Annotated in this window: 25 protein-coding genes; 16 read left to right on the top strand and 9 right to left on the bottom strand. The window is 36.8% G+C overall.

The genetic code is table 11. The features are described from left to right. The first annotated feature begins 127 nt into the window (after nt 1–127). Nucleotides 128–619, top strand: a complete 492-nt coding sequence (locus IW16_RS22900) for a DNA-deoxyinosine glycosylase (protein WP_034750268.1) — start codon at nt 128–130, stop codon at nt 617–619. A gap of 134 nt (nt 620–753) precedes the next feature. Here IW16_RS22900 and IW16_RS22895 read toward each other — a convergent pair whose 3' ends face one another. The 4 genes from IW16_RS22895 to IW16_RS22880 all read right to left on the bottom strand — a co-directional run bounded on the left by IW16_RS22895 (nt 754) and on the right by IW16_RS22880 (nt 4,955). After that, nucleotides 754–1,788, bottom strand: coding sequence for a phosphotransferase enzyme family protein (locus IW16_RS22895; protein ID WP_051890652.1), 1,035 nt, complete (start codon nt 1,786–1,788; stop codon nt 754–756). Next, entirely contained in the window at nt 1,779–2,684 is a 906-nt protein-coding gene (locus IW16_RS22890; RefSeq protein WP_034750265.1) for a sugar phosphate nucleotidyltransferase, read from the bottom strand. The genes IW16_RS22895 and IW16_RS22890 overlap by 10 nt, the downstream gene beginning before the upstream one ends. Further along, nucleotides 2,674–4,071 (bottom strand): Gfo/Idh/MocA family protein, encoded by a 1,398-nt coding sequence (locus tag IW16_RS22885; RefSeq protein ID WP_034750262.1) that lies wholly within the window; start codon nt 4,069–4,071, stop codon nt 2,674–2,676. Before IW16_RS22885 ends, IW16_RS22890 begins: the two co-directional genes overlap by 11 nt. 191 nt (nt 4,072–4,262) lie before the next feature. Continuing rightward, complete coding sequence (locus IW16_RS22880; protein ID WP_034750259.1) at nt 4,263–4,955, bottom strand: AIM24 family protein; 693 nt, start codon at nt 4,953–4,955, stop codon at nt 4,263–4,265. 181 nt (nt 4,956–5,136) lie between these two features. Between IW16_RS22880 and queA the strand changes: the two genes are divergently transcribed. The 6 genes from queA (at nt 5,137) to IW16_RS22855 (ending at nt 10,910) form a co-directional block, all read left to right on the top strand. After that, a complete protein-coding gene (gene queA / locus IW16_RS22875) occupies nt 5,137–6,186 on the top strand; it encodes a tRNA preQ1(34) S-adenosylmethionine ribosyltransferase-isomerase QueA (RefSeq protein WP_034750256.1) in 1,050 nt (349 codons plus the stop codon). 99 nt (nt 6,187–6,285) lie between these two features. After that, complete coding sequence (gene rlmN / locus IW16_RS22870) at nt 6,286–7,320, top strand: 23S rRNA (adenine(2503)-C(2))-methyltransferase RlmN (protein WP_034750252.1); 1,035 nt, start codon at nt 6,286–6,288, stop codon at nt 7,318–7,320. 72 nt (nt 7,321–7,392) lie between these two features. Then, nucleotides 7,393–8,334 carry a sterol desaturase family protein gene (locus tag IW16_RS22865; protein WP_034750249.1) on the top strand — a complete coding sequence of 314 codons (942 nt, stop codon included), beginning with the start codon at nt 7,393–7,395 and terminating at the stop codon, nt 8,332–8,334. A 124-nt stretch (nt 8,335–8,458) separates the two neighbouring features. Then, the gene (locus IW16_RS22860) at nt 8,459–9,337 is read left to right on the top strand and encodes a hypothetical protein (protein ID WP_034750244.1); all 879 of its coding nucleotides are present in this window, start codon (nt 8,459–8,461) and stop codon (nt 9,335–9,337) included. A 183-nt stretch (nt 9,338–9,520) separates the two neighbouring features. Continuing rightward, nucleotides 9,521–9,682, top strand: coding sequence for a bacteriocin-like protein (locus tag IW16_RS26790; protein ID WP_449390382.1), 162 nt, complete (start codon nt 9,521–9,523; stop codon nt 9,680–9,682). A gap of 295 nt (nt 9,683–9,977) precedes the next feature. Then, complete coding sequence (locus IW16_RS22855; RefSeq protein WP_051890770.1) at nt 9,978–10,910, top strand: polyprenyl synthetase family protein; 933 nt, start codon at nt 9,978–9,980, stop codon at nt 10,908–10,910. A 1-nt stretch (nt 10,911) separates the two neighbouring features. Here the strand turns inward: IW16_RS22855 and IW16_RS22850 are convergent, their stop codons facing one another. Continuing rightward, nucleotides 10,912–11,208: a hypothetical protein gene (locus tag IW16_RS22850; RefSeq protein WP_228376981.1), complete on the bottom strand. Its 297-nt coding sequence runs from the start codon at nt 11,206–11,208 to the stop codon at nt 10,912–10,914. 134 nt (nt 11,209–11,342) lie between these two features. Here IW16_RS22850 and IW16_RS22845 point away from each other — a divergent pair, with 134 nt between their 5' ends. From IW16_RS22845 to IW16_RS22835, 3 genes are all read left to right on the top strand, one after another. After that, nucleotides 11,343–13,775, top strand: coding sequence for an alpha-ketoacid dehydrogenase subunit alpha/beta (locus tag IW16_RS22845; RefSeq protein WP_034750241.1), 2,433 nt, complete (start codon nt 11,343–11,345; stop codon nt 13,773–13,775). A gap of 110 nt (nt 13,776–13,885) precedes the next feature. After that, nucleotides 13,886–14,620 carry a class I SAM-dependent methyltransferase gene (locus IW16_RS22840; RefSeq protein ID WP_034750240.1) on the top strand — a complete coding sequence of 245 codons (735 nt, stop codon included), beginning with the start codon at nt 13,886–13,888 and terminating at the stop codon, nt 14,618–14,620. A gap of 109 nt (nt 14,621–14,729) precedes the next feature. After that, a complete protein-coding gene (locus IW16_RS22835; RefSeq protein ID WP_034750239.1) occupies nt 14,730–15,803 on the top strand; it encodes an acyltransferase family protein in 1,074 nt (357 codons plus the stop codon). A gap of 24 nt (nt 15,804–15,827) precedes the next feature. On the opposite strand, the gene IW16_RS22830 is transcribed toward IW16_RS22835, so the two are convergent. Next, nucleotides 15,828–16,214 (bottom strand): winged helix-turn-helix transcriptional regulator, encoded by a 387-nt coding sequence (locus IW16_RS22830; RefSeq protein ID WP_034750238.1) that lies wholly within the window; start codon nt 16,212–16,214, stop codon nt 15,828–15,830. A 121-nt stretch (nt 16,215–16,335) separates the two neighbouring features. Here IW16_RS22830 and IW16_RS22825 point away from each other — a divergent pair, with 121 nt between their 5' ends. Then, nucleotides 16,336–17,397, top strand: a complete 1,062-nt coding sequence (locus IW16_RS22825) for an NADH:flavin oxidoreductase (protein WP_034750236.1) — start codon at nt 16,336–16,338, stop codon at nt 17,395–17,397. A gap of 148 nt (nt 17,398–17,545) precedes the next feature. Here IW16_RS22825 and IW16_RS26785 read toward each other — a convergent pair whose 3' ends face one another. Beyond that, entirely contained in the window at nt 17,546–17,704 is a 159-nt protein-coding gene (locus IW16_RS26785; protein ID WP_165572029.1) for a bacteriocin-like protein, read from the bottom strand. A 173-nt stretch (nt 17,705–17,877) separates the two neighbouring features. Next, nucleotides 17,878–19,080 carry a C1 family peptidase gene (locus IW16_RS22820; protein ID WP_034750233.1) on the bottom strand — a complete coding sequence of 401 codons (1,203 nt, stop codon included), beginning with the start codon at nt 19,078–19,080 and terminating at the stop codon, nt 17,878–17,880. 221 nt (nt 19,081–19,301) lie between these two features. On the opposite strand from IW16_RS22820, the gene IW16_RS22815 reads away from it, so the two are divergent. After that, nucleotides 19,302–19,820: an RNA polymerase sigma factor gene (locus tag IW16_RS22815; RefSeq protein WP_034750231.1), complete on the top strand. Its 519-nt coding sequence runs from the start codon at nt 19,302–19,304 to the stop codon at nt 19,818–19,820. Nucleotides 19,821–19,831: 11 nt separating this feature from the next. Then, nucleotides 19,832–22,321, top strand: a complete 2,490-nt coding sequence (locus IW16_RS22810) for a vWA domain-containing protein (protein ID WP_034750228.1) — start codon at nt 19,832–19,834, stop codon at nt 22,319–22,321. Nucleotides 22,322–22,464: 143 nt separating this feature from the next. On the opposite strand, the gene mdlD is transcribed toward IW16_RS22810, so the two are convergent. Further along, nucleotides 22,465–23,784: an NAD(P)-dependent benzaldehyde dehydrogenase MdlD gene (mdlD, locus tag IW16_RS22805; RefSeq protein WP_034750225.1), complete on the bottom strand. Its 1,320-nt coding sequence runs from the start codon at nt 23,782–23,784 to the stop codon at nt 22,465–22,467. Nucleotides 23,785–24,073: 289 nt separating this feature from the next. On the opposite strand from mdlD, the gene IW16_RS22800 reads away from it, so the two are divergent. From IW16_RS22800 to IW16_RS22790, 3 genes are all read left to right on the top strand, one after another. Then, nucleotides 24,074–24,577: a GbsR/MarR family transcriptional regulator gene (locus tag IW16_RS22800; RefSeq protein WP_034751290.1), complete on the top strand. Its 504-nt coding sequence runs from the start codon at nt 24,074–24,076 to the stop codon at nt 24,575–24,577. A gap of 69 nt (nt 24,578–24,646) precedes the next feature. Continuing rightward, nucleotides 24,647–24,991: a hypothetical protein gene (locus IW16_RS22795; protein WP_073174848.1), complete on the top strand. Its 345-nt coding sequence runs from the start codon at nt 24,647–24,649 to the stop codon at nt 24,989–24,991. A 7-nt stretch (nt 24,992–24,998) separates the two neighbouring features. Beyond that, a complete protein-coding gene (locus IW16_RS22790) occupies nt 24,999–25,400 on the top strand; it encodes a hypothetical protein (RefSeq protein WP_051890651.1) in 402 nt (133 codons plus the stop codon). Nucleotides 25,401–25,458 lie beyond the last annotated feature (58 nt).

The raw sequence follows: 25,458 nt of genomic DNA, 5'->3' as shown, positions 1-25,458 counted from the left end.
TTAAAAATGTATAGCGAATAATTAAAAACGTTTTTAAATATTCCTGAAAATATCAATAGAAACGGGCTTTAGCCCGTTTTTTTATTTGATGATCCAACGGCTTTAGCCAAATTTTATATATTTGAGTATGCAAAACAGAATTTCCTCATTCCCTCCGCTTATTGATGATCAGTCTGAAATTTTAATTTTAGGTTCAATTCCCGGGGTCAAATCCCTGGAAAAGCAACAATATTATGGTCATCCGCAAAATAAATTCTGGACCATTATTTTTCATCTGTTCAATGAAACGTTTACTGAAGATTATACGGAACGAAAAAATATTTTAAAGAAACATCATCTGGCAGTCTGGGACGTGATCGATTCCTGCGAGAGAAAAGGAAGTCTGGATTCTGAAATTAAAAATGAAGAAGCTAACCGTATTGATGAACTTCTGGATGAGCATCCCCATATTAAAGCTATTTTCTGTAACGGAGGAAAATCATATAAAAACCTGCAGAAACTTTTAGGCAAAAACTATCGGTTGCCGATTGTTCAGCTTCCCTCAACAAGTCCTCTTCATACCGTATCTTTTGATGTTAAATTAGAAGAATGGAAGAAGATTTTAGATTTTCTGGTTTAAAATTTTAACTTTTAAAAGGAGTAAGATCTTTTGGTATTAGAAAGTTGAGTATTTAGAGAAGCATTAAGCTCACATCAAAATAAACTTAAATCTAAAAACTTTTGTTACTCCTAGCAGCAGTGTTGAAAATACAGTTAGTCAACACGCAGATATTTTCTCAATCCTTTCAGAAGCTCTAACTGATTTTTCGTCCTGTCCAGATTGTGTTCTGCATACTTTGTCGAATAGTAAGTACTTCCATTCAGATAATCAGTCAGAAAACGCACCGCCTGAATATAAATGACCGTCTGTGCAGCATAATCAAGGTTTTCAAGTTCCCCATAGGTAAGTTTCTGTTTTAAATAAAGCAGAAAACCATCCTTTACAGTTCTGTAAATTTGCGGGTTGAAATTATTGTCCGCATCTCCGTTATCCTCGTCCAAAATATTGGTGTAAGATCTTGCCATATCACCAAAATCATATAAGATCGTTGAAACCGTTACCGTATCAAGATCTATAACAGCCAAAGGTCTTGAAGTTTTATCAAAAAGGATATTTCTCACATTGGGATCTCCGTGGATAATTCTTTTCGGCAGCAGGTGATCTTTTTCCATTTTGATCCATTTTTCAGGAAGGAAAAGAAGTTTATTCATGGTCTCTATTTCCTGAGCTGCATTTTTTAAAAGATCTTCATTCGCTTGTTGTAATGAGGTTTGGTAATCCAAAACTCTTTTCTCAAAATTGATAAAATCAGGAATCGGAGCCTGAATATCAGGAAGGAGATCAGGATTTACAGTATTTAAAAAGCGTCCAACAGCTTTTGCCGATTCATAAGCTGTTTTTAGATCAGGGATTTTAAAGTAAGTCTTTGTATCTTCAATAAAGCCAAACATTCTCCACGATTCTCCGTTTTCATCTGTCATCATGAAATTTCCGGATAATGTTTCCTTAGGTTTTACCAGCTGTAAAGGATAATCCCCATCTTCCAGCATCCTGTTGATCAGTATATGATTTTGACTGATGATTTCTGGAAACGGAAATACCCGGGTATTCACTTTTTGAAGGATAAATTTTTCCGTAGAATCGTGATCTTCCACCAAATATGTCGTGTTGATCAGTCCATTGGTAATAGGACTGACCGTGCAATTTTCAGTTCCGGTGAATCCGGTAACGATTTGTTTTAATTCCATAGATCTTCAGGATATCTGTTTTTTTTGATTTCTGATGTCAGAAAATCTTTAATACTGCTTTTGTCGTTTGCATAGGTTACTCCCATCCATTGAGAAGGGGAAGCCTTTACCAAAACCCTTGCTTTTTTTTCATCAATCATTCTCTGTACTGCTGAAGGAATATAAAATTCCTTTGAAGGTTCCGGGCCTGACTGTATAAAATCTTTAAAATATAATTCAAGAGCATCAAAAATATCCTGATGAAAAATGAAAAAATTCATAGATACCAATGTATCAGCGGTGATCTCTACATTCTTTCCGTCATCGGTATAGATAATGCTACTCCCTTCCTTTCGTATAGAGGTCTGTTCCTCTATTTTCACCAGATAATTGTCAGTATCTAATGTACATATTCCCCTTGCCACGTTTCCGTTTCCGCTCAAAGTGGATCCTACTGGATAGGCTGCCATTCCAAATTGCGATCCGGAAATATGAATGTCAATTTCTTTCGAGGCCAGCAGATAGGCTTCTTTCCCATAAAAGTCATCGGCATTGATCATGATAAAAGGTTCCTGCACTGCATTTTTTGCACAAAGCACGGCATGTCCTGTTCCCCATGGCTTTTCCCTCTCTGAGAAGTCATAATCCGGTGGCAGAAAACTGCTTTTTTCCTGATACATCCATTGAAGCTCAAAGCTTTTTACATGGGCTATTGTATTTAATCTTTCTATATAACTTTGGGGAATAAGCCTGTTCACAATGATAACCACTTTGCTGAAACCGGCTTCCAATGCATCAAAGATCGAATATTCCAGAATCGGTGAGTCGTTGTCCAGGATTCCATCTATCTGTTTTAGACCTTTGTAACGGCTTCCTAAACCTCCGGCCAAAATGAGTAATGTTTTTTTAGAATTCATCAGTCATTCCAAATACAGGTTTACGGGTTTTCCATTTTCCATTCGTAAAGTCAGGAATATCTACAACCTGTCCTCCTTTAGCAATAGATTCCTCACTTAGCGGTGTGATAGAATACCATAAGGCAAGATCATACACATCCATCGGAAATTCTATATTTCTTTTAATGCATTCGATAAAGGTATTCATCACAAAGAAATCCATTCCTCCATGTCCCGCACCTGCAGCTGTGTTTTCGAATTTTTTCCAGATAGGATGATCAAATTCTTTCATCCATTTTTCCGTATTTTCCCATCGGTGGCTGTGATTCATTGTTTTTTCAAAATAAATATTCCCCTGGTTAAAATCACCCCAGCCGAAGTCTTGCCATAAACCTTCCGTACCCTGTACTCTGAATCCCAGATCATAAGGTCTCTGTAAACTTGTATCATGGGTTAAAAGGATCGTTTCTCCGTTGGCACATGCAATCTGTGTAGTGACAATATCTCCCTGATTGAATTTTACTTTGGCATTAGGATGATTTTCTCCTCCTTTAGGATGTTCTGCAATGTACTTATGCAGGCCGACAGACTTTGATGAGAAAGAAGAAAGCCTCGTCAGACGGTTTCCACGGTTGATATCCATCATAACCGCGACAGGACCTAATCCGTGAGTAGGATAGAGTTCTCCGTTTCTCTTCACATAATGTTCCGTTCTCCAATGGGCTTCACTGAATCCTTTTTCTCCAAATTCAGCACCCGAATTGTATGGGGTAACACCATCATTGAAAAGAACACCCCTCAAATCATGCTGATAACCACCTCGTCCATGAACCAGTTCTCCGAACATTCCTTTACGGACCATATTCAAAACAGCCATGATATCCCTGCGGTAGCATACGTTTTCCATCATGAAAATAGGAACCTTAGTTTCCTCATATACTTTTACAAATTCCCAGCAGTCCTGAAGTTTTATAGCTCCTGAAACCTCCATGCCAACAATCTTCCGCGCTCTCATTGCTTCGGTTCCCTGAGGAAGATGCCATTCCCACGGAGTGGCAATCACTACCGCATCTATTGTTTTTAATTTTAAAAGATTCCGGTAATCGTATTCACCGTTGGAAAATTCCTGAGCTGCAGATTTATTATGGTCTTTCAGTATTTTTTGAGAAGCCAGAAGCATTCTTTTATCAGGATCAGCAAAGGCTACAATTTCCACATCATCACGCTTTGCAAGCAGCTTTACATGTTCCTGTCCACGGAGTCCTACGCCAATAAAGCCGACACGAACTTTTTTATCTGATTTAAAATCATTGGAATAGGCAAATAAAGAATTGGGTAAAACCAATGCGCCAAAGCTGGCCAGAGCTGCAGTTTTAATAAAGTTTCTGCGTGAAGAGGTGTTGTCCATCAAAATTTTTTCTTAAATATATTAAAAAGTTGCGAGGTAGGGGTATGGGTATGGGTTCGGGATTCAGTTTTTGAGCAGAAGTTACGGATGACAGTTCATGGGCTGAGGATGACGGGTTTTGAGGTAAAAATAAAAAACGGCTGCTCCGGTTTAAGGAGCAGCCATCTTTAGAATCATCAATTTTTAATATATTATTTCTCTGTGAAATATACTTCTTCGTACGGCTGGATCAGTACCCATCCGTTTCCTGAGAACTTCATCTGGAATTCTTCGCCGCTTCCTCTACCGATGAGACTTTTGAAAGAAACATTCGTTTTAAGATCAGGGCTTAGGTTTCCAGACCATGCCACTGTAGCATTAGGATCTGTAAAAACAGGATTGTCCGGGGTTACCATTAATGTCAATGGTTCACCGTGTGTTGTGATTGCGATATGTCCGGTTCCGGAAAGCTTTACCTGAAAAAGGCCGCCAGCCATCATGCCTGCAACACTTTTAAGCATGGTAATGTCACTTTTAACACTTTGTTCATGTGCCAGGACATCATTTCCATTGACACATACCGATTCATTGTTCAGGTAAAGGATGCGTACTTTTTTACCAGAATCTGCCACATAAAGTTTGCCGCTTCCTTCTGCTTTCATCAGCTTGGTTCCTTCACCACTGATTGCTTTCTTTAAAAGATTACCGATTCCTCCTGCCAGCATCCCCTGTCTTTCGAAATTGATGCCTCCAACATAGCCTACCATACTCCCTCTTTTGGTCCATACAGCCTGATTGTTAAGGTTTATTTCTAACAGATGCGGAGTTTCCAGTTCAAAATAGTCCCTCTGCTGCGGATTTTCTTTTGTTTCGTTGACGAAAGCTTCCAATGAATATTTGCTCATAGTGTAAAAATTTTTAAATATTGCCAAAAATAATCTTTTTTTCCTTCATAAATCACCGTAGAATCACGGTTTTAAATTTGATTTTAAATAATACTTGACAAAGGGGTATTCAATGTCGTATATTTGCACACTGAAAATTACACTTGTAATTTGAATAATTTTTAAACCGTAATTTAAAAAAATGAAAACATCAGATTTTAATTTTGATCTTCCTGAAGAATTATTAGCAGAGCACCCATCTGAACACAGAGACGAAGCCAAGCTAATGGTTCTTAATAGAAAAACAGAAACTATTGAACATAAGTTGTTTAAAGATGTTGTTGACTATTTCGATGAGAAAGATCTTTTCATTTTCAACAATACTAAGGTTTTCCCTGCACGTCTTTATGGAAATAAAGAAAAAACGGGAGCCAAAATTGAAGTTTTCCTTTTAAGAGAGCTTGACAAAGAAACCAGAGTATGGGACGTTCTTGTAGATCCTGCAAGAAAGATCAGAATTGGAAATAAGTTATTCTTTACTGAAGATGAATCTTTAGTAGCGGAGGTGATCGACAATACAACCTCAAGAGGAAGAACATTAAGATTCTTATTCGACGGTTCTTATGACGAATTCAGAACAAAACTGAAAGAATTAGGAGAAACTCCACTTCCAAAATACATCAAAAGAGCAGTAGAACCGGAAGATGCAGAAAGATACCAGACGATCTATGCTAAAATAGAAGGAGCAGTTGCTGCACCTACAGCAGGTCTTCACTTCTCTAAGCATTTGATGAAGAAACTGGAGATCAAAGGAGTTGATTTTGCTGAAGTTACCCTTCACGTTGGTTTAGGAACTTTCAACCCAATCGAGGTGGAAGATCTTTCTAAACATAAAATGGAGTCTGAAGAAGTGATCATCGACGAAAGAAATGCTGATATCATCAATAAAGCAGTAGATGCTCACAGAAGAGTTTGTGCAGTAGGTACTACAACGATGAGAGCATTGGAGACGTCTGTTTCTTCAAACAGAAAGATTTCTGCTTTCAATGGCTGGACAAACAAATTTATTTATCCGCCTCATGATTTTGGAGTTGCGAATGCAATGATTACCAATTTCCACACACCAAAATCAACATTATTGATGATGATTGCTGCTTTTGCAGGAAAAGATTTTATCATGCATGCATATGAAGAAGCCGTAAAAGAAAAGTACAAATTCTATTCTTACGGTGACGCAATGCTTATTTTGTAATTAATTTAATTTTCAATTATAGATTATAAATTTTAGATTAGGTCCCAACTTCTGGAAAGGATTTTAATCTAAAATTTATAATTTAAAATCAATACTACTTTGAAGGATATCAGAATTTTATCATTAGACCAACTTAAAGACTACTTTGCAACTTTAGGTGAAAAACCCTTTCGTGCCAAGCAGGTTTATGACTGGTTATGGAGTAAAAATCTCCATTCGATTGATGAAATGACGAATCTTTCAAAATCTCTACGTGAAAAGATTGCTGAAGAATACACCATTAATCCCGTGTCTGTGGATCAACTGCAGAAAAGTACAGACGGAACCATTAAAAATGGGGTGAAACTTCACGACGGACTGTTGGTAGAATCCGTTCTTATTCCTACAGAGACAAGAACTACAGCATGCGTTTCTTCACAGGTAGGATGTTCGTTAAATTGTGAATTCTGTGCAACAGCAAGGCTCAAAAGAATGAGAAACCTTGAAGTAGCGGAGATCGTTGACCAGGTTGCCCTGATTGACAGCCAAAGTAAAATGTATTTTAACAGACCGCTTTCCAATATCGTTTTTATGGGAATGGGGGAGCCGATGATGAATTACAAAAATGTAGTGGAAGCCATCAGAAAGATAACCCAGCCGGAAGGTTTGGGAATGTCTCCAAGAAGAATTACTGTTTCTACATCCGGAATTCCTAAGATGATCAAAATGCTTGCGGATGATGAACTTCGCGTAAAACTGGCACTTTCACTTCACTCTGCTATTGAAGTCAAGCGTAACGAGATCATGCCTTTCTCGGATAAATTCCCATTAACAGATATCATGGACGCACTTCAGTACTGGTATCAGAAAACAGGGTCTGTGATCACTTTCGAATACTGTGTATGGAAAGGGATCAATGATGGTGATGAAGATATCAAGGCCCTTATCAGGTACTGCAGACAGGTTCCTTCTAAAGTGAATCTGATCCAGTATAACCCTATTGGAGACGGAAAATATGATCAGTGCAACAAGAAGGCGGAAGATAATTATGTACGCCAGCTTGAAAATGCCGGGATTACAGTGATGATCAGAAAAAGCCGTGGTGGTGACATCGATGCAGCCTGCGGACAGCTTGCCAATAAAGCGACTGATTAAAATTTCCTTAAAAAATTCAAAACTTTTCTTAAAAATTTCCTAAACCCCTACCTTTACATAAAGTAATAAGGGATGTTGGACTTCTTCACAGGCGAAGACGGGCTTGAAAATGTCTATGCATGGTCAATTCCGCTTCATGCCACAGTTATTTTAGCAGAAATGATATACAGCCATGTTTCTGAAGCTAAGCTGTATAACGGAAAGGATGTTGCAACGAGCGTGTATCTTGCATTAATGAACTTCGGTCTGGATCTGATCATGAAGGCTTTTGCCATGGGAGTCATGTTTTTCTTTTACAATCACAAAATAGTCACCTGGGATTTTACCGTTTGGTACTGGCTGATCTGCTTTATCATTACAGACTTTGCCTATTACGTACTGCATTATGTAGATCACCATTCCAGAGCATTCTGGGCAGTTCATATTACCCACCATAATTCAGAATATTTCAATCTTACAACAGGCTTTAGAAGTCCTGTCCTGCAGCCGCTTTACAGATATCTTTATTTTTCTCCTTTGGCATTTTTAGGCTTTAATCCATGGCATATCATGGTCGTTTATGCGATAGGGCAGGTGTATGGAACCTGGGTGCATACACAGACGGTTAAAACGATGGGGATTTTGGAATATATTCTGGTAACACCTTCACATCATAGAGTACACCACGCCTGCAACATCAAATATCTGGACAGGAATATGGGCATGTGCCTGATCATCTGGGATAAGATCTTCGGAACCTTCGAAAAGGAAGACCCAAATGTTCCTATAAAGTATGGAATCTACCCAAAAATGCCGGATAATAAACCTGATACAGTTCTTTTTTATGAATGGAGAAAGATATGGAAAGACCTCAGACAACCGGGACTGAAGATCTCAGACCGGGTAAATTATATTTTCAATTCACCGGGATGGAGGCACGATGGGACCGGAAAAACAGTAAGGCAGTACCAGAAAGACTATTTAAAGAAACAGGCAAAAAGACAGGGTCAGAAAGAAAAAATGAAATCAGCATGATTCCACCTAAGGATCAAATAGAGGTAAAGAATAAAGTCTGAGAAGGAGAAAAAACAATATTAAAAGCTTTCAATATTTTGGACAGGTCTTTTTCCAATTACTTATAAACCCTTATTTTTACCCTATGAAAAAATTCTTTCTTCTCTCTGCAGTTATTATTTTTCAACTGTCATTTTCACAACAGACTGACTTTTTGAAAATAAGAAAATTCAGGGTTGCCTATTTGGATGACAGGATTCAGGAAACATCAGGGCTGAGCATTTTGAATGGAAAATTATATACTTTCAATGACAGTGGTAATGCTCCGGAACTTTTTGAACTTGATAAGACTTCAGGCACTATCAAAAATACGTTAACAATTAATGCTAAAAATAAGGATTGGGAAGCTCTGACTAACGACGGAAAGAATTTCTATATTGGAGATTTTGGAAATAACGGTGGAACGAGAAGAGATCTTGAAATTTACAGACTGCCTTTTCAGAATGGTGAACCAAAGAATGATTCAATTGCAAAGATTTCGTTTTATTATCCTGAACAGACTGAATTTATTCCAAAATATACCAACAACGATTTTGATGCAGAAGCCATGATGTACCTCAATGGAAAACTGCACCTGTTTACTAAGGAATGGAAATCAAAATCAACATCTCATTACATCATCGATCCTGCGACCTCTGAGAAACAGAAGGCAGAAAAAGTGGAATCCTACAAAACCAACTTTGTCGTAACAGATGCAGCGTATTTTGACAAAAAGCTTTATTTGATAGGATATACCAAGAAAACAGAAGTATTCCTGAATGTGTTTAAAGAAACAGAACCGGGAATCTTTTTTAAAGATACTCCAAAGCATTACTATCTGGGCAGCGCTCTCTCGATCGGACAGATTGAAGGTATTGCCGTTAATGAAACAGGGATTTATATCTCAGGAGAAAAATTCAGATCAAGGTTGGGAGGAGCAAAGCCTGCATTGTATTTTATCCCAAAAGAAGAATTCAAAGAGTAATCATCTTGTATCTGAATACAACAATAGTTTCTTTAAAAATAATTATTGTAAAATGAAGTGAAATCCTGTATTTGATTGATAATAATATATTTAATTTAAAATTTTAATGAAAATATTGAGGTAAAAGTATTGTATGTTTAGAATTATTCATATATTAGTGACACAATTATAAAATTAAAACTTATGAAAAATTTAAAGAAAATGTCACGTGAAAATTTAAAAACTATTAAAGGAGGACTTAAATACTGTGGCGGTGGAGAACCATGTGGAGAAGGCTGGTGTTGTGCAGGAAGTGCTTGCAGACCTATCAACTCATCATATTGTCCGCCAATAATTATTGACTAAGAAATTATTTGCTTTCAATATAAAGCCCCTGCCATTGGCAGGGGCTGTTTTTTTGTTTTAAAAACAGGTTCGGATAAAAAATACTACAGATAAGAGATAAATGTTAATTTTAGATAAGAATGCATCAAATAATAATTGATTAGTTTTCATATATTTGCTAATTGAAAATCTCCAGAAAGTACACAGGATAGGTTTAAATCATATATTCTCTATGTGTCTACATGGTTGAAAATAAATACTTTATTAAATAGTAGTGAACATCGTAGAAGAAATCAAGCGACCGATCAATGAGGAAATGAAACTTTTCGAACAGAAGTTTTATGAATCCATGCAGAGTAAAGTACCTTTGTTAGATAAAGTAACCCGCTTTATTGTCACCACAAAAGGTAAGCAGATGCGGCCAATGTTCGTATTCCTGTGTGCAAAACTAGTAGGTGAAGTGACCGAAAAAACCTACCGTGGAGCTTCTATGATAGAACTGATCCATACAGCTACTCTTGTGCACGATGATGTCGTTGATGAAAGCTTTAAACGACGTAATTTCTTTTCTATTAATGCCCTGTGGAAGAATAAGATTGCGGTTCTGGTAGGAGATTACCTTTTGTCAAAATCAGTATTACTTTCTACAGATCATAAAGACTATGATCTTCTGGGTGTGATTTCCAGAACAATCCGTGAAATGTCTGAAGGGGAGCTTCTACAGCTGGAAAAGGCCAGAAAGCTTGATATTACAGAAGATGTTTATTATGAAATTATCCGTCAGAAAACAGCGACACTGATTGCCGCTTGTTGTGAGATAGGGGTTCTTTCCAATAATGCGGATGAAGTTCTTGCAAAAAAAATGATGAATTTCGGGACCTATACCGGAATGGCATTTCAGATCAAAGATGACCTATTCGACTATTTAAGCTCAAATGTTATCGGAAAACCTGTTGGTATCGATATTAAAGAGCAGAAAATGACGCTTCCTTTAATTTATACATTGAAGAGTGCTACTGAAAAAGACAGAAAATATTATTTCAACACCATCAAACGGTATAATAATGACCCAAAACGGGTCAAAGAGCTTATAGAATTTGTTAAAAGTTCCGGGGGTATGGATTATGCTGTGAGAGAAATGAAGAACTTTCAGCAGAAAGCAAAAGATATCCTGAATGAATTTCCGGATTCTGAACCTAAAAAATCGTTACTTCTGATGCTTGATTACGTAATTGAAAGAAAATTTTAAACTAAATTATTTTAACGGTCACAATTATTACAGCTAGAACTATACAAAATAAGGCGGTTAAAAATAAATAATCCGCAATAGTCTCAAATTTCGTTTCCCGCTTTTCATTTTTTGTTCTGATCGCAAGAAATGAAAAGAAACAGCTGCACGCAAACAACAGGCACGACAAGCCGGCAAATTCATCCAGATGGGTATGAGCACTGATTTTAGTGATCTTCAGTGAAGTGATGATTATCAGGGAAAAACCTAAAAGATTACTCGATGCATTCAGGATATGCGGGGACTTTTTTTCCATCATTTACAATTTTTTACAATATAAAACACAATTTTTTTATTATCAAATTTTTAAAAAAGATTATTGAAAATTAAAATTAATTTAAAAATTGTATATTAGCGCCATACTTGAAGAATAAAAAACTTTTATATCTAGCTATGCAGACAACCTATATTGAAACACAGCAAATTTCTTTCCAGGATTTTAAAAATCAGATACTTGAAGATTACAGGTTAGGAAGGATATCGCGCGAGATGTCTTATCTTGGAAGAAGAGAAGTACTTACAGGAAAAGCTAAATTTGGAATTTTTGGGGACGGAAAAGAACTTCCTCAGCTGGCGATGGCGAAAGTTTTCAGAAATGGTGACTTCCGTTCGGGGTATTACAGAGATCAGACTTTTGCACTAGCAGTAGATGCTTTAACGGTTGAAAGCTTTTTCGCACAGCTTTATGCAGATACGAGCGTTGAAAGAGAGCCGGCATCAGCAGGAAGACAAATGAACGGGCATTTTGCCACAAGAAGTTTAAATGAAGACGGAAGCTGGAAAGATCTTACAGCACAAAAAAATATCTCTTCTGATATTTCTCCTACAGCAGGTCAGATGCCTAGATTATTAGGATTGGCTCAGGCTTCTAAAATTTATAAAAGTGTAAAATTTGATGGTTCTGAAAAGTTCTCAAACGAAGGTAACGAGATTGCTTTTGGTACCATTGGAGACGCTTCTACAGCAGAAGGACATTTCTGGGAAACATTGAATGCAGCTTGTGCGCTTCAGGTTCCTATGATTGTATCCATCTGGGATGACGGTTATGGAATTTCAGTTCCAACCAAAAATCAGAGAGCTAAAGCTGACATTGCTGAAATGTTAAGCGGTTTCCAAAGAAAAGAAGGGGAAAACCAGGGGTGCGAAATCATTCAGGTGAAAGCCTGGGATTATCCTGCTTTATTAGATGCCTATGCGAGAGCAGAGCAGTTTGCAAGAGTAGAGAGCGTTCCTGTGGTAGTACACGTGATTGAAGTTACACAGCCTCAAGGTCACTCTACTTCCGGGTCTCACGAGAGATATAAAAATGAAGAGCGTCTTTCCTGGGAATCTCAATTTGACGGATTGGTGAAATTCAGAGAGTGGGTATTGAATTATTCAATTGAAATTGAAGGGAAAGAAGAAATTATTGCATCTGTTGAAGAACTTGATGCGATAGATGATGAAGCCAAAAAAATTGTCAAAGCAGGTCAGAAAAATGCCTGGGAAAATTACCAGAAGACTATTACGGATTTAATTCAGTCTGTACTTCCGCTGGTTGAAAACCTTAAAGGACAGAATACTGAAATTGAAAACTATATTGCGCAGTTTAACAAACTTGTTTCTAAGGCTAAAAAAGATATCTTCCACCTGACAAGAAAAGCTTTACTGGCAACAAGAGGAACTTCTTCTACAGAAAGAACTCAGTTGATGCAGAAGTATAGTGAAGTTTTTGAAGTGGAAAAAGACAACTATTCTTCCCACCTGTATTCACAGTCTCAGTGGAAAGCTGAAAATGTGAAAGAAATCAAACCTGTTTATTCTGACAGTTCAGAAGATGTAGACGGTAGAGTTGTGGTAAGAAATAATTTTGATAAAATTTTCGAGAAATATCCTGAAACTTTAGTATTTGGTGAAGATGCCGGAAATATCGGTGACGTTAACCAGGGACTGGAAGGAATGCAGGAAAAATATGGCGAAGTACGTGTTGCAGATACGGGAATCCGTGAAGCTACTATTCTTGGTCAGGGTATTGGTATGGCGATGAGAGGTTTGAGACCTATCGCTGAGATCCAGTATCTGGATTATATCTTATACTGTTTACAGGGAATGAGTGATGATCTGGCAACGGTTCAGTACAGGACAAAAGGAGGTCAGAAAGCTCCTGTAATCATCAGAACAAGAGGTCACAGACTGGAAGGTGTTTGGCATTCAGGTTCTCCAATGGCGGGAATTCTAAACCTTTCAAAAGGGATTTTGGTATTGGTACCAAGAAACCTGACGAAAGCTGCCGGATTCTATAATACCATGCTTCAGAGTGATGATCCTGCTGTGATTGTTGAATGTCTGAACGGATACAGATTAAAAGAAAAACAACCTGATAACTTAGGTGATTTCACAGTTCCTGTCGGGAAAATTGAAGTAACCAAAGAAGGAAAAGATGTTACTCTGGTAACTTATGGATCGACATGGAGAATTGTAATGGATGCAGCAGACGAGTTGGAGAAACTTGGAATCTCTGCAGAAGTTATTGATGTACAGTCTTTAATTCCTTTCGATTTAACAAATGAAATTGCTGAAAGCGTTAAGAGAACCAACCGATTGGTTGTGATCGACGAAGATGTGGAAGGAGGTACTTCGGCATTTATTCTTCAGCAGATTCTTGAGAAGCAGAAAGCATTCAGATATCTGGATTCAGATCCATTAACGATTGCTGCTAACGACCACAGACCTGCTTATGCAAGTGACGGAGATTATTTCAGCAAGCCATCTTCTGATGATATGGTTGAAAAGATCTACGCAATGTTCAACGAAACAAACCCTCAGAAATATCCTGCGATATTTTAATTGGGATTTTTAATAAAACGAAACCGCTTTCTTTTTTAGGAAGCGGTTTTTTCATTGTAAAATTTATAAATTTGAAAGCCTGTCCAAAATATCTTAAAAACTACAGATACATGAAAATTACCAAACTTGTCATCCTTTTTAATTATCAAAAAATAGTCCTTGGACTTATCGTTTCAGTTCTACTTTTCGTATTGTCATTTTGGATAAATTCAGGCTCTGCTGTTTTATTATTAAGAATTTTAAGTGGTCTTATTATTTTGAATATAATAGCTTCACTTGCCGCATCCTATGTTCTTTATGACCAATCGGATTTGTATGAATTAAAAAACTTAAAAGGAGTTGTGGATTTTAAAAAAATCGAAAATGCAATTCTGGTTCATGCCAGTTTTGATCCTTTATCAAAAGGATTAGAAGAGAAATACCCAAACTTAAATTTGACAGTCTGTGATATTTTTGGAAACAGGCACGAGCATGAAAAGGGAATTGAAACTTCAAAAAAAGTATTTCCACCCAATCCTAAAGAAATAAAGATAGTTCCCAGTCAATTGCCTTTCGAAGATCAATCTCAGGATGTTATTCTTGCGATAACTGCACTTCATGAGATTTTAGATCATGAGCAGCGCGTTTTGTTTTTTAAAGAAGCGAAAAGGGTTTTGAAAAATGATGGTTTAATAATTGTCTCAGAGCAATTTAGAGATGTAACCAATTTTATTTTCTTTAATATCGGAGCATTTCATTTCCTAAGTCAGAAACAATGGAAGAAAGCTATTTCAAGCGCAGGTTTAAGTGTAATTTCTAACCAAAAAATCACTCCTTTTGCCACTATGTTGATAATGGAGAAATAAATATAAATCCTCAGAAATATCCTGCTATATTTTAATTGGGATTTTAAATAAAATGAAACCGCCTTCAAAAGAAAGCGGTTTTTTTATTTAAATTTATTAAAACAATGTGATGAAAAGAATTTTCGGGTATGATGTTATTCGTGGAATAGCCATTTTGCTGGTTATGATTGGCCATGTGCTAGGGTACGTATATTCTGGGACTAAGTCATTTTTTTACTCTTTTTTCAGCGGTTTTTTTGGTGTGGAACTTTTCTTTATTCTAAGTGGTGTTCTTATCGGGAAATTATTGATTAATGTTTTTAATTCGGATAATATAAAAAAGGAACTGAAGAAGTTTCTGATTAGGCGTTGGCTTCGTACATTACCTTTGTATTTTGTAATGCTAGTCGTATATGCGGTTGGAAATTACTTTCTTGATCCGGTGAAAAATGGTGATTTTAGTGTATGGAAATATTTATTTTTCATTCAGAATTTTTTTCAACATCAGTCTACATTTTTTGGAGTTTCATGGAGTTTGAGTATTGAAGAATGGTTTTATGTATTATTTCCGGCTATTCTTTTTATGATAAAAAAAATGAATCCCGAAATATCCGGTAAAAAATTATTTGGAATCGGAATTTTTGTATTTATTTTCTACTTTTCACTAATGAGACTTCTAGCTTTTCCGGAGTATGACTTTACCTTTTATGAAGGAATTAGAAAGATCGCGTTTTTCCGTCTGGATTCTATTGCTTACGGGATTTTGGCAGCTTATGGATTTGAATATTTTAAAAATGAAATTTTCTCAAAAAAGTACGTATTATTAATAGCAGGTATCAGTATTTTATCTTTTAACCAATACATGGTTTTTAAAGGTCAATTTATTGATATGCAGTATTTCAATACAACTTATTTTTCTGTTTTGGGAATCGGAATTGCTATATTATTTCCTTTTTTTCAAGGGTATGTATCTGATAATCCGTTGATAATAAAATCTGTTACTTTCATCAGTAAGATTTCTTATTCACTATATCTAACCCATTGGTTGGTTTACAGAATTTTAGAAATTTCATATTTTAATTTCATTCCGGGATCTTTAAAGTTTATTATTTTCTTTATTTTGTCATTTATCACTGCTGCTATTTCTTATCAGCTCATAGAAAAACCTATTATGGAGTACAGAAATAGAATCGCAAGTAATTAATTTTAAATGATAAAAATATCAATATTAAGCTTCAATAACCTTTTTCATTTTCTTATCAATCAAATTACAATCATTATCATGCTGCACTTCCTTATTATCAAATTTAGCTTCCCATTCCTCCAGCAAATATAAAATCGGCAGCAGTGCCAATCCCTTTTCTGTTAATGAATATTCAACCCTTGGAGGGAGTTCTTTAAATTCCTCTCTGATGATCAATCCATCAGTCTGCATTTCTCTCAACTGATCGGTAAGAACTTTTCTGGAGATCACATTAATTCGTACAGCAAGTTCTCCAAAACGGAGTTTACGGTCTTTAATAACCAACACAATGATTGGCTTCCACTTGCTTCCCAATGCAGACATAGCCTTGCCCAAAGGGCAGCTGTATTTCATCAATTCATTCTTTACCATGCGTTACTTTTAAGTTACTAATGTAAGTTACTGCGAAGTTACCACTTTTTTTCTTTATAAGATACAAATGTGAACTATTATTAGTTACTTTGTGTAACAATTATAAAATACCAATTTAAAAATGAGCACAGAATCATTATTTAAACCATTTGTTTACAAAAATCTGGAACTTAAAAATAGAATCGTAATGGCTCCTATGACAAGAGCACAATCTGATAATGGAGTTCCAACCCAAAATATTGCAGAATATTATGCAAGAAGAGCAGCTTCAGATGTTGGATTAATTCTTTCAGAAGGAACTGTAATTAACAGACCGGCTTCAAAAAATGTACAGAATATTCCTGATTTCTATGGAAATGAAGCCTTGGCAGGATGGAAAAACGTGATTAATGCTGTTCACCAGAATGGTGGGAAAATGGGACCTCAGATCTGGCATGTAGGAGATACAAGAAGTTCGGAAGACTATCCATTGGTTGATATGGAGAAAGCTTCTGCCATGACATTGGAAGATATTCAGGATACGATTGCACAGTTTGCAGCTTCTGCCAAATCAGCGAAAGATTTAGGATTTGATGTTGTCGAGATTCATGGAGCTCACGGGTATCTGATCGACCAGTTTTTCTGGGAAGTAACGAATACAAGAACCGATGAGTATGGGGGAAAAACATTAAAAGAGAGAAGCAAATTTGCTGTTGATATTGTTAAAGCTATCAGAGCTGCAGTAGGAGAGGATTTCACCATTATTATCCGTCTTTCTCAATGGAAGCAGCAGGATTATAAATCCAGATTGGCGGCTACTCCTTCTGAAATGGAAGAATGGCTGTTACCTTTAAAGGAGGCTGGAGTAGATATTTTCCACTGTTCACAACGTCGTTTTTGGGAGCCTGAATTTGAAGGTTCTGATTTGAATTTTGCAGGTTGGGCCAAGAAAATTACGGGGCAGCCAACAATTACGGTGGGTTCTGTAGGACTGGAAGGAGACTTTATGGGTTCATTTGCCGGACAGGGATCTGAAAAAGCTGATTTGTCTGAATTAATCAGAAGATTGGAAAGAGGAGATTTTGATCTTGTGGCTGTTGGCCGTGCACTTTTACAAGACCCTGAATGGGTAAAAAAAGTAAAAGAAGGTCATACAGATGAGCTTTTAAATTTTTCAGCTGAAAGTTTAGGGGTATTGTACTAAAAGACAATTATGGATTGTGAATCTACTTCGTGACCAGTTGGTGCAGCGTTGTAAATACATTGACAATTCACTTATTTATATTTAATTTTCTACCTAATTATTTTTTTAAAGAAACCCACTTTCAGAATTTCTGAAAGCGGGTTTTATTTTATTTAGGGCATCCTACACCTGGTTCACAGGTCCAGTGGCTTGGAATACCGTTTTGAGGACGATGGTAGCAGGCTGTTGTTCCTTCCGGACATTCCGGTGCATTTCCTCCATTAATCTTCTTTAAATCTGATTTTACCAGTTTTCTTAAATTTTTCATATGTGATAATTTGTTGTTGATTAAAAATATGATATTTTCACTAAATAGCGAAATAATTTATATAAAAATAGTATGTCAAATAAAAATAACCGCGCTCCAAAAACTTTGGAGCGCGGTTTTTAACAGATTTAAATATCTAAAATTACCGGATGAACGGTAACAGTGATTTTGTATTATAAACCAATATTTTTAGTAGGCTTTAACTGCTTAAGGATGCTTTTAGGCACTGCATTCTTATGAATCAGAATAGCTGTTGATTTGTATTCTACATACGGTCTTGTTACATATAGGTAACCTTGGAAGTCATTGGTTACACCCCATGAATTTTTAACCATATAATATTCTTTTCCAGTCTGATCTTTTGCCAGTCCTACGATATGCATACCATGGTCATCGGTTGTAGAAAGATTGTTAAGTGCTTTCTGACGCATATCTTCTGTGATGGTTTTGTCTTTTTTAGGTTCAGTGAACAAAGTCTGCTTGTTTTCTGCAGTGATCTGATTCAGATCCATATCCGGAACATAAGCCACACCATTTTTGTAAGAGAAATAAGGCTCTGAAACATCTGTTGCCCATCCTACAGAATATCCTTTGTTTACCGCATTGTCAACAATAGCTGTTAAATCTTTCATCGGAACATTCCAGTCAGAATCATGACTCCAGTTATCAGGAATTGGAACGACAAACTTTTGATAGTAAGGATAATCTTTATAAGAAGATATTTCGATGTAATCTTCAGGATTGATTCCTACAACTTCTTTAGCAAATGTTTTAGGGGTGTAATTTTTCCCTTCATAAGTAAAGTTAGCAGGAACTTTTCCTAAGTATTGATCAAGAATAGCATCTACAGAGTCCATCCAGTTATCTGAAAGTTTTGATTTTGAACCTGCCTGAACAAGACTGTCAAGAACCGGTTTTAATTTCCCCTGCATTTCCTTAAAGTTATTAAGGGTCTGTCCTGATTGTAGTCCCGTATAGACATCCTGAGGTACTGCACCGTACTTTTTATACATATTGATTACATCATGCAGTTCCCCTCCGTCACCCCAGCTGATGGCTCCGCTGTTAAGGACATATAACTTAGCCTTATCGTGGTAAGAATTTCTTGCTGTAAAAATTTCTGCAAGATCTACAGGTTTTTTACCCATTCTCTGCATTTCAGATTCAAGGAAAGAATTCCCTGAATAGCTCCAGCACGTTCCAGATGAACCCTGATTTTTTACTGAAGTTGCACCCACATCTTTCAATGTTGTGAACTGAAAATTAGCATTTTGTGATTGATTGTTTTTTAATTTGTTGATCAAGTCATCTTGGGCAAACATCATACTTCCTGCAGACAAAACAAAAAGTAATGAGGCAATTTTGGTATTTTTCATTACTATAAAAAGATTATTTATATGAATAGTCGTTCATAGTAAAGATTTGTTACAAAGGGAAAAGTTAAATTTGAAAATGAAAAAAAACAAAGAAAATGAAGCGCAGAGCACCAATTCGCTGATTGTCAAGTGAAATATTTTTGAATTTTTTTTCGAAAAAATAATAAATGTTTCCAACCTATTTAAAAAATAATGCATCTATAAGAGAATAAAGCCTGACTATGGAAAGAGAATTACTAATAGAATGCCAGCGTAGCAGCCGAAGTGCCCAGCGGAGAGTCTACGAGAAAATGGCGGGCAAGCTGTACTCAGTCTGCAGACGCTATCTTAAAAATGATGAAGATATTGAAGAAGTATTGGCCGATACTTTCTATAAAATATTCACGAAGATCACCCAACTCCAGAACCTCGACACTTTTGAAGGATGGGCAAGAAAAATTGCCGTTAATGAATGTCTGCAGAAACTGAGAGCAACGAAAGCAGAATTCGTCTCCATGGATGACAGTTTTGTAGAATCATCCGGCACATTATCGGAAAGCATTTCGTTTGAGAAAGACATTCTGAGTCTGCTGAATTTCCTTCCTGAAGGCTGCAGAGCGATCTTCAATCTGTTTGCGATTGAGGGATATCCGCATAAAGAAATTGCGACCATGCTTTCTATCAGTGAAGGAACTTCAAAGTCCCAGCTCAATTTTGCAAGGAAAAAACTACAGGAACTTTTGATCAATCAGAACATTTAAATTTTAGTGCAATGGAAAATAATCAAGATATAGATAAAAGATTCAATGATGCTTCCAAGCTTTCAGAAGAGCCGGCTGTTTTTCCGGGTTTTGATAATGTTTGGGCAAAGGTTGAAGAACAATTAGATAAAAAAGAAGAAAAAAAGAGAATACTGCCTGTTTGGTTTCCTTATGGAATTGCGGCCAGCTTAATGATTGGATTGGGTGCATTTTATTTTATCACTAAAGATAAAACTCATGAAAGTTCAGAACCTTTAATCGTAAAAAACAGAACCGAAACCCATTCTGAAAAGAACAGTGTTCGTGCAACCGACAGTATAGTCAGATCTAAGATTGAAAAAGAAATCGAAGCTTCAGAATTGTCACAAAAATTGCCTGATCTGGCCTATGAAGATGCTAAGGTTCCCAAGGATAGAGGTAGAGTTGCAGCTGCTCAGAAGAACGATGAAATTTTTGCTTTAAAACGGTCCGACTACTCAACGGATGAGTATTATATTAAAAAGAAGGATCAAACTGTGATTTCTGCTCCACAAATAAAAAGAAAACAGTGGGATGATACCACAACAACAAAAAGTATTGAAGAAGTAGTGGTCACAAGTCTGATGGCAACGAAAAAAAATGCTGCTCAATCGTCAGCATCAAGTACTATACAGCCAAATTATATTGCTTCAAATAGTAATGTTTCACAGGCACTGGCGGGAAGGGTAGCAGGCATTCAGATACAGGCGTATGGAAGTCAGCGAAGGAATAGGAATGCGATGGCAAATAAACCTGGTACACCTAACATTGGCTATTTAAATAATAACAATCCAATCGTTATAAGAGGTATGAAAAGCCTGGACAGTACGAATGAACCGCTAATTGTTGTCAACGGTAAAGTTGAGGGAAGGAATTACTTTAGTACCTTAAATCCTGAAAAGATTGAAAGTATGGAAGTGGTAAAAGGAGCTGGAGCATCTGCATTGTATGGAAGCAGAGGTGTAAACGGGGTAATTGTGGTGAAGACGAAAAGACTTTCCAGAAAGGAAAAAAGAAGAATGGAGAAGATGGAGCAAACCATTAATCAATATAAACCTAACCCGGTTTCAGATAATGAGGGATATGACGAATTTGTAGAAAACCCTTTTGAACTGACAAAAAATCAGCCGTTGTCGACCTTTTCTATTGATGTAGATAATGCTGCCTATTCCAATATCAGAAGAATGATTAATAACGGGCAGGCTGTAGATAAAAATGCGGTAAGGATTGAAGAAATGATTAATTATTTTAAATATACTTATCCCCAACCTAAAAATAACGATCCGTTTTCAGTAAATACAGAATACAGCGATGCCCCATGGAATCCGGATCATAAGCTGTTGAAGATTGGCCTTCAGGGAAAGAATATCGCTATGGACAAGCTGCCGGCATCTAATTTTGTGTTTCTCATTGATGTTTCAGGGTCGATGGATTCACCGAATAAACTTCCTCTTCTGAAATCCTCTTTCAAAGTATTGCTGGACCAGCTCAGACCGCAGGATAAAGTAGGAATTGTAGTATATGCAGGAAGTGCAGGAATGGTTCTGACCCCGACTTCGGCTCAGGAGAAGGAAAAGATTATGCTTGCTCTGGATAATCTTCAGGCAGGAGGAAGTACAGCTGGTGGAGCGGGCATCGAACTGGCATATAAACTGGCGCAGGAAAACTTCATTAAAGGTGGTAACAACCGTGTTGTTATCGCTACTGATGGAGATTTTAACGTCGGGGCTTCTTCTACTTCCAATGTGCAGGCCCTCATTGAAGAAAAAAGAAAATCCGGTGTTTTCCTTACCTGTCTTGGCTTCGGAATGGGGAATTACAAAGATAATATGCTTGAAACACTTGCAGATAAAGGCAATGGAAATTATGCGTACATAGATAACCTTCAGGAAGCCAATAAATTTCTGGGAAAAGAATTTGCAGGAAGTATGTATGCAATTGCTAAAGATGTGAAGATCCAGGTTGAATTTAATCCCAAATATGTAAGTTCTTACCGTTTGATCGGTTACGAAAACAGGAAACTGAAGAATGAAGATTTTACCAATGATAAGATTGATGCGGGAGAATTGGGAAGCGGACATACGGTAACGGCTTTATATGAGATCATTCCTGCAGGGACGAAATCAGAATTTCTTCCGAACGACAGCAGTCTGAAATATACCCGTACAGAATCTTCAGGAGATTTTGGAAGTGAGCTGGCAACGGTAAAGTTCAGGTATAAAAAGCCGGATGGAGATGCCAGTAAAGAGATTAGTCAGGTTGTTGGAAACGCTTCCGGAAAACTCTCTTCAGCAAGTTCTGACTTTAAATTTGCGTCATCTGTAGCTTGGTTTGGGCTCGTCCTTCGAAAATCTGATTTGATCCGCAAAAAAGATTTTTCTGAGATTGAAAACCTGGCAAGACAGGGGAAAGCAAACGATACCGAAGGCTATAGGTCTGAATTTGTAAGACTTATCGAAAGCTATAAAGCAATTTCAAAATAATATTAAAAAAAAAAGAAATCTCCCCGGAGATTTCTTTTTTTCTTTATGTTTAAACCTATTAATAAAGATGAAGAAAATATATCTGTTGCTGCTTTTTGGTCTCACAAAATACGAACTGTATTATTCTCCAGCTTTATTGATTATTATTTAAGTTCCAGAACAGACCTGGTGTGGCTGAAGGTTTCGAAGCTGTATTTACCATGGTATTTTCCCATACCAGAAGTTCCAACTCCTCCAAAAGGCAGAAAATGTGCTCCTACATGGATCAGCGTACTGTTGATTTCAGCATCCCCGCTGGTGGTTCTGTTCAACACATCTTCAGCAAAATTGCTGTCTTCTGAAAATATATATAAAGCAAGTGGTTTAGGACGGGCATTAATTTCATCCAAAACAACATTGATATCTGTATACGTCAAAAACGGAAGGATCGGGCCAAATATTTCCTGCTGCATCACAGCATCATCCCATGTTACATTATCCATTAATGTGGCTTCAAAATAACGGCTTTCTACATCATATGTTCCTCCATAAACTACTTTATCTTTAGCTGCTTCTAAATAACCGGCAAGATGCTTGAGCTGCTGCCGGGATACAATTTTTCCAATCTTTCCCAATGAAGAATCCGGATACTTTTTATCCAGATAAGCCTTGAGTTTTAAAATCAGTTCATCTTTGATGGATTCATGGACATAAATATAGTCGGGTGCCACGCAGGTTTGCCCGCAGTTCATCCACTTTCCTCTTGTAATTCTTTCAACAGTTTTGTCCAGATGAGCATCTTTATGAACGATGGTAGGAGATTTACCTCCCAATTCAAGAGTAAGAGGAATCAGTTTTTCGGCAGCAGCTTTCATCACAATCTTTCCTACATTGGGACTTCCTGTGAAGAAAATATAGTCAAAGTCCAGACTCAGTAGGAGAGTATTTTCTTCTATAGCGCCCTGAATCACGGTTACATATTCCGGCTGAAATGCCTCTTTTACAATTTTTTCAATAACATTGGCGACATTAGGGGTGTTTTCTGATGGCTTGATGATCGCTGTATTTCCTGCCATTAGCGCTCCCACTAAAGGACTGAACGTGAGCTGAACCGGATAATTGAAAGGACCTACAATATAGGTGACACCATAGGGCTGGAATGTAATTTTACTAAGCATTTCACTCCCTGAAGAATGCTTAATGGTAGGTTGTTCAATAGGTTTTGCCCATGTTTCAAGATTAGCCAGACAATAATCCAATTCGTCTACGACAAGCTTTATTTCAGCATATTCTGCTTCCTGTCTGTTCTTTCCCAGATCAGTAAACAAAGCTTCACAAAGGGCATCGGTATGTTCTGTAAATACTTTTTTGAAATGTTCCAGCTGCTTAATCCTGAAATGAAGCGATTGAGTCTCACGGGTTGCAAAGAATTGTTTCTGATTTTGAAACATCTGTATAATGTGCTGTTCTGATTTTGTGTCCATTTTTCAATGATTATATGATATGGGAAAATCCATCATTTTTTGTGCCACAGTTTCTGAGGTTGTGGGAAGGTCAGTTTCTGTATAGGTATGATGTCCTTGATCTATTTGGTATTACGAAAATAAAATGAATTAATAAAGATGAAAGACGCAGATGGTTTTGTGTTTAAATGACTGTTATATAAGTAGATATGTGTTATGGGAGCATTGAAGTGAAATTAATTTTCAAAAATTATTGAAAATTCAAAAAATATAATTACATTTGCTATAGAATTAAGAAATGGAGAAACAAATGAAACTTTCAGAAGCAAAAGAAAAGTACATCCAGACGTGGGGAACATTCGCGACCAACTGGGGAATCAACCGTACGATGGCGCAGGTACATGCACTGCTTTTGGCTACCGGTAAACCGCTTTCTACGGATGAAGTGATGGAACAGCTGGAGATTTCAAGAGGAAATGCCAATATGAATCTCCGTGCTTTGATAGACTGGGGAATTGTAAGGAAAGAATTCATCAAAGGGGACCGTAAAGAATATTTCGTAGCAGAAAAAGACGTTTGGTACCTCTTCAAACAGATCACAAAAGAGCGGAGAAAAAGAGAAATAGAACCTGTTATTTCATTTCTTGAAGAACTGAAGAATATAGAAGATAACGATTCTGAAGAAGCCAAAGAATTTATAAAGCTGATGAGTGATTTCAGTTCTGTGACCGGAAAGATCAATAATATTATGGATCTGGCGATCAAAAGCGATGATCACTGGCTGGTCGGTAAGATCACCAACCTGTTAAAATAGAAGAGGATTTGAATCCTTTTTTATTTGAATTTAATTTTCAAAAATTACTGAAAATATAATATTTATAAGATGTTTAATATAGTGTCATACCTTATTTTCCTTACAGTGAGCTCTTACATGACCGTGGATGTTGGAAGGAGATGTTTCCAGGCGGGAAAATCTTATCTGGAGTATCTTATCCATGATCAGGACATGTGCCTTACCATCAACAGGATACTTCTTGGATGTTATTATCTGCTGAACCTTGGCTATATCGCAGTTAATCTGGCTTTTTGGGATCGGGTTAACTCTATGGAGCAAGTCATTGCCGTCACAGCCATACGAATTGGATCTATAACCATGATTCTTTGTGCCCTGCACTATATAAACATTTTTGCCCTTTACTTCTTAAGAAACAAATTAACATTAAAATAATACTGCTATGACCACACCAGTTTTAACCACGACGTACAATTTTACAGCGTACATGATCTATTTACCGGTTGTAATTGCTCTTACCGTACTGGTATCACAGTTTCTGTTCAAAAATTCAAAGACATTTATGATCGATATTTTTCACCAGAAAAAAGACATCGCAATGGCTACCAACTCTCTTTTTAAGATTGGTTTTTATCTACTGAATATTGGATTTGCTTTATGCATCATTGAATTCTTTCAGATTGAAACTTTAGAAAGACTGGTGGTTGCTTTAAGTAAAAAGATCGGAGGATTTTCTATTTATCTCGGACTGATGATGCTCCTCAATCTTCTGTTGTTCCTGAAAGGCCGTAAACATGCTATGAATAAAGAAAAATTAACAGACCATGAAAACATTGATATTTAAAATCTGGATGTACATCACTTTCAGATCCTCCAATAAAAGAACCCGGGGAGATTTTCTA

It is taken from the genome of Chryseobacterium vrystaatense (assembly GCF_000737765.1).
GTDB classification, from domain to species: Bacteria; Bacteroidota; Bacteroidia; order Flavobacteriales; family Weeksellaceae; genus Chryseobacterium; species Chryseobacterium vrystaatense.
This window is presented reverse-complemented; position numbering and strand designations above follow the sequence as displayed.

Excerpts from the sequence above, each read along its gene's own strand:
- IW16_RS22900 (WP_034750268.1), top strand. The coding sequence starts at position 128 with ATGCAAAACAGAATTTCCTCATTCCCTCCGCTTATTGATGATCAGTCT.
- IW16_RS22895 (WP_051890652.1), bottom strand. The coding sequence starts at position 1,788 with ATGGAATTAAAACAAATCGTTACCGGATTCACCGGAACTGAAAATTGC.
- IW16_RS22890 (WP_034750265.1), bottom strand. The coding sequence starts at position 2,684 with ATGAATTCTAAAAAAACATTACTCATTTTGGCCGGAGGTTTAGGAAGC.
- IW16_RS22885 (WP_034750262.1), bottom strand. The coding sequence starts at position 4,071 with ATGGACAACACCTCTTCACGCAGAAACTTTATTAAAACTGCAGCTCTG.
- IW16_RS22880 (WP_034750259.1), bottom strand. The coding sequence starts at position 4,955 with ATGAGCAAATATTCATTGGAAGCTTTCGTCAACGAAACAAAAGAAAAT.
- queA (WP_034750256.1), top strand. The coding sequence starts at position 5,137 with ATGAAAACATCAGATTTTAATTTTGATCTTCCTGAAGAATTATTAGCA.
- IW16_RS22865 (WP_034750249.1), top strand. The coding sequence starts at position 7,393 with ATGTTGGACTTCTTCACAGGCGAAGACGGGCTTGAAAATGTCTATGCA.
- IW16_RS22860 (WP_034750244.1), top strand. The coding sequence starts at position 8,459 with ATGAAAAAATTCTTTCTTCTCTCTGCAGTTATTATTTTTCAACTGTCA.
- IW16_RS26790 (WP_449390382.1), top strand. The coding sequence starts at position 9,521 with ATGAAAAATTTAAAGAAAATGTCACGTGAAAATTTAAAAACTATTAAA.
- IW16_RS22855 (WP_051890770.1), top strand. The coding sequence starts at position 9,978 with ATGAAACTTTTCGAACAGAAGTTTTATGAATCCATGCAGAGTAAAGTA.
- IW16_RS22850 (WP_228376981.1), bottom strand. The coding sequence starts at position 11,208 with ATGATGGAAAAAAAGTCCCCGCATATCCTGAATGCATCGAGTAATCTT.
- IW16_RS22845 (WP_034750241.1), top strand. The coding sequence starts at position 11,343 with ATGCAGACAACCTATATTGAAACACAGCAAATTTCTTTCCAGGATTTT.
- IW16_RS22840 (WP_034750240.1), top strand. The coding sequence starts at position 13,886 with ATGAAAATTACCAAACTTGTCATCCTTTTTAATTATCAAAAAATAGTC.
- IW16_RS22835 (WP_034750239.1), top strand. The coding sequence starts at position 14,730 with ATGAAAAGAATTTTCGGGTATGATGTTATTCGTGGAATAGCCATTTTG.
- IW16_RS22830 (WP_034750238.1), bottom strand. The coding sequence starts at position 16,214 with ATGGTAAAGAATGAATTGATGAAATACAGCTGCCCTTTGGGCAAGGCT.
- IW16_RS22825 (WP_034750236.1), top strand. The coding sequence starts at position 16,336 with ATGAGCACAGAATCATTATTTAAACCATTTGTTTACAAAAATCTGGAA.
- IW16_RS26785 (WP_165572029.1), bottom strand. The coding sequence starts at position 17,704 with ATGAAAAATTTAAGAAAACTGGTAAAATCAGATTTAAAGAAGATTAAT.
- IW16_RS22820 (WP_034750233.1), bottom strand. The coding sequence starts at position 19,080 with ATGAAAAATACCAAAATTGCCTCATTACTTTTTGTTTTGTCTGCAGGA.
- IW16_RS22815 (WP_034750231.1), top strand. The coding sequence starts at position 19,302 with ATGGAAAGAGAATTACTAATAGAATGCCAGCGTAGCAGCCGAAGTGCC.
- IW16_RS22810 (WP_034750228.1), top strand. The coding sequence starts at position 19,832 with ATGGAAAATAATCAAGATATAGATAAAAGATTCAATGATGCTTCCAAG.
- mdlD (WP_034750225.1), bottom strand. The coding sequence starts at position 23,784 with ATGGACACAAAATCAGAACAGCACATTATACAGATGTTTCAAAATCAG.
- IW16_RS22800 (WP_034751290.1), top strand. The coding sequence starts at position 24,074 with ATGAAACTTTCAGAAGCAAAAGAAAAGTACATCCAGACGTGGGGAACA.
- IW16_RS22795 (WP_073174848.1), top strand. The coding sequence starts at position 24,647 with ATGTTTAATATAGTGTCATACCTTATTTTCCTTACAGTGAGCTCTTAC.
- IW16_RS22790 (WP_051890651.1), top strand. The coding sequence starts at position 24,999 with ATGACCACACCAGTTTTAACCACGACGTACAATTTTACAGCGTACATG.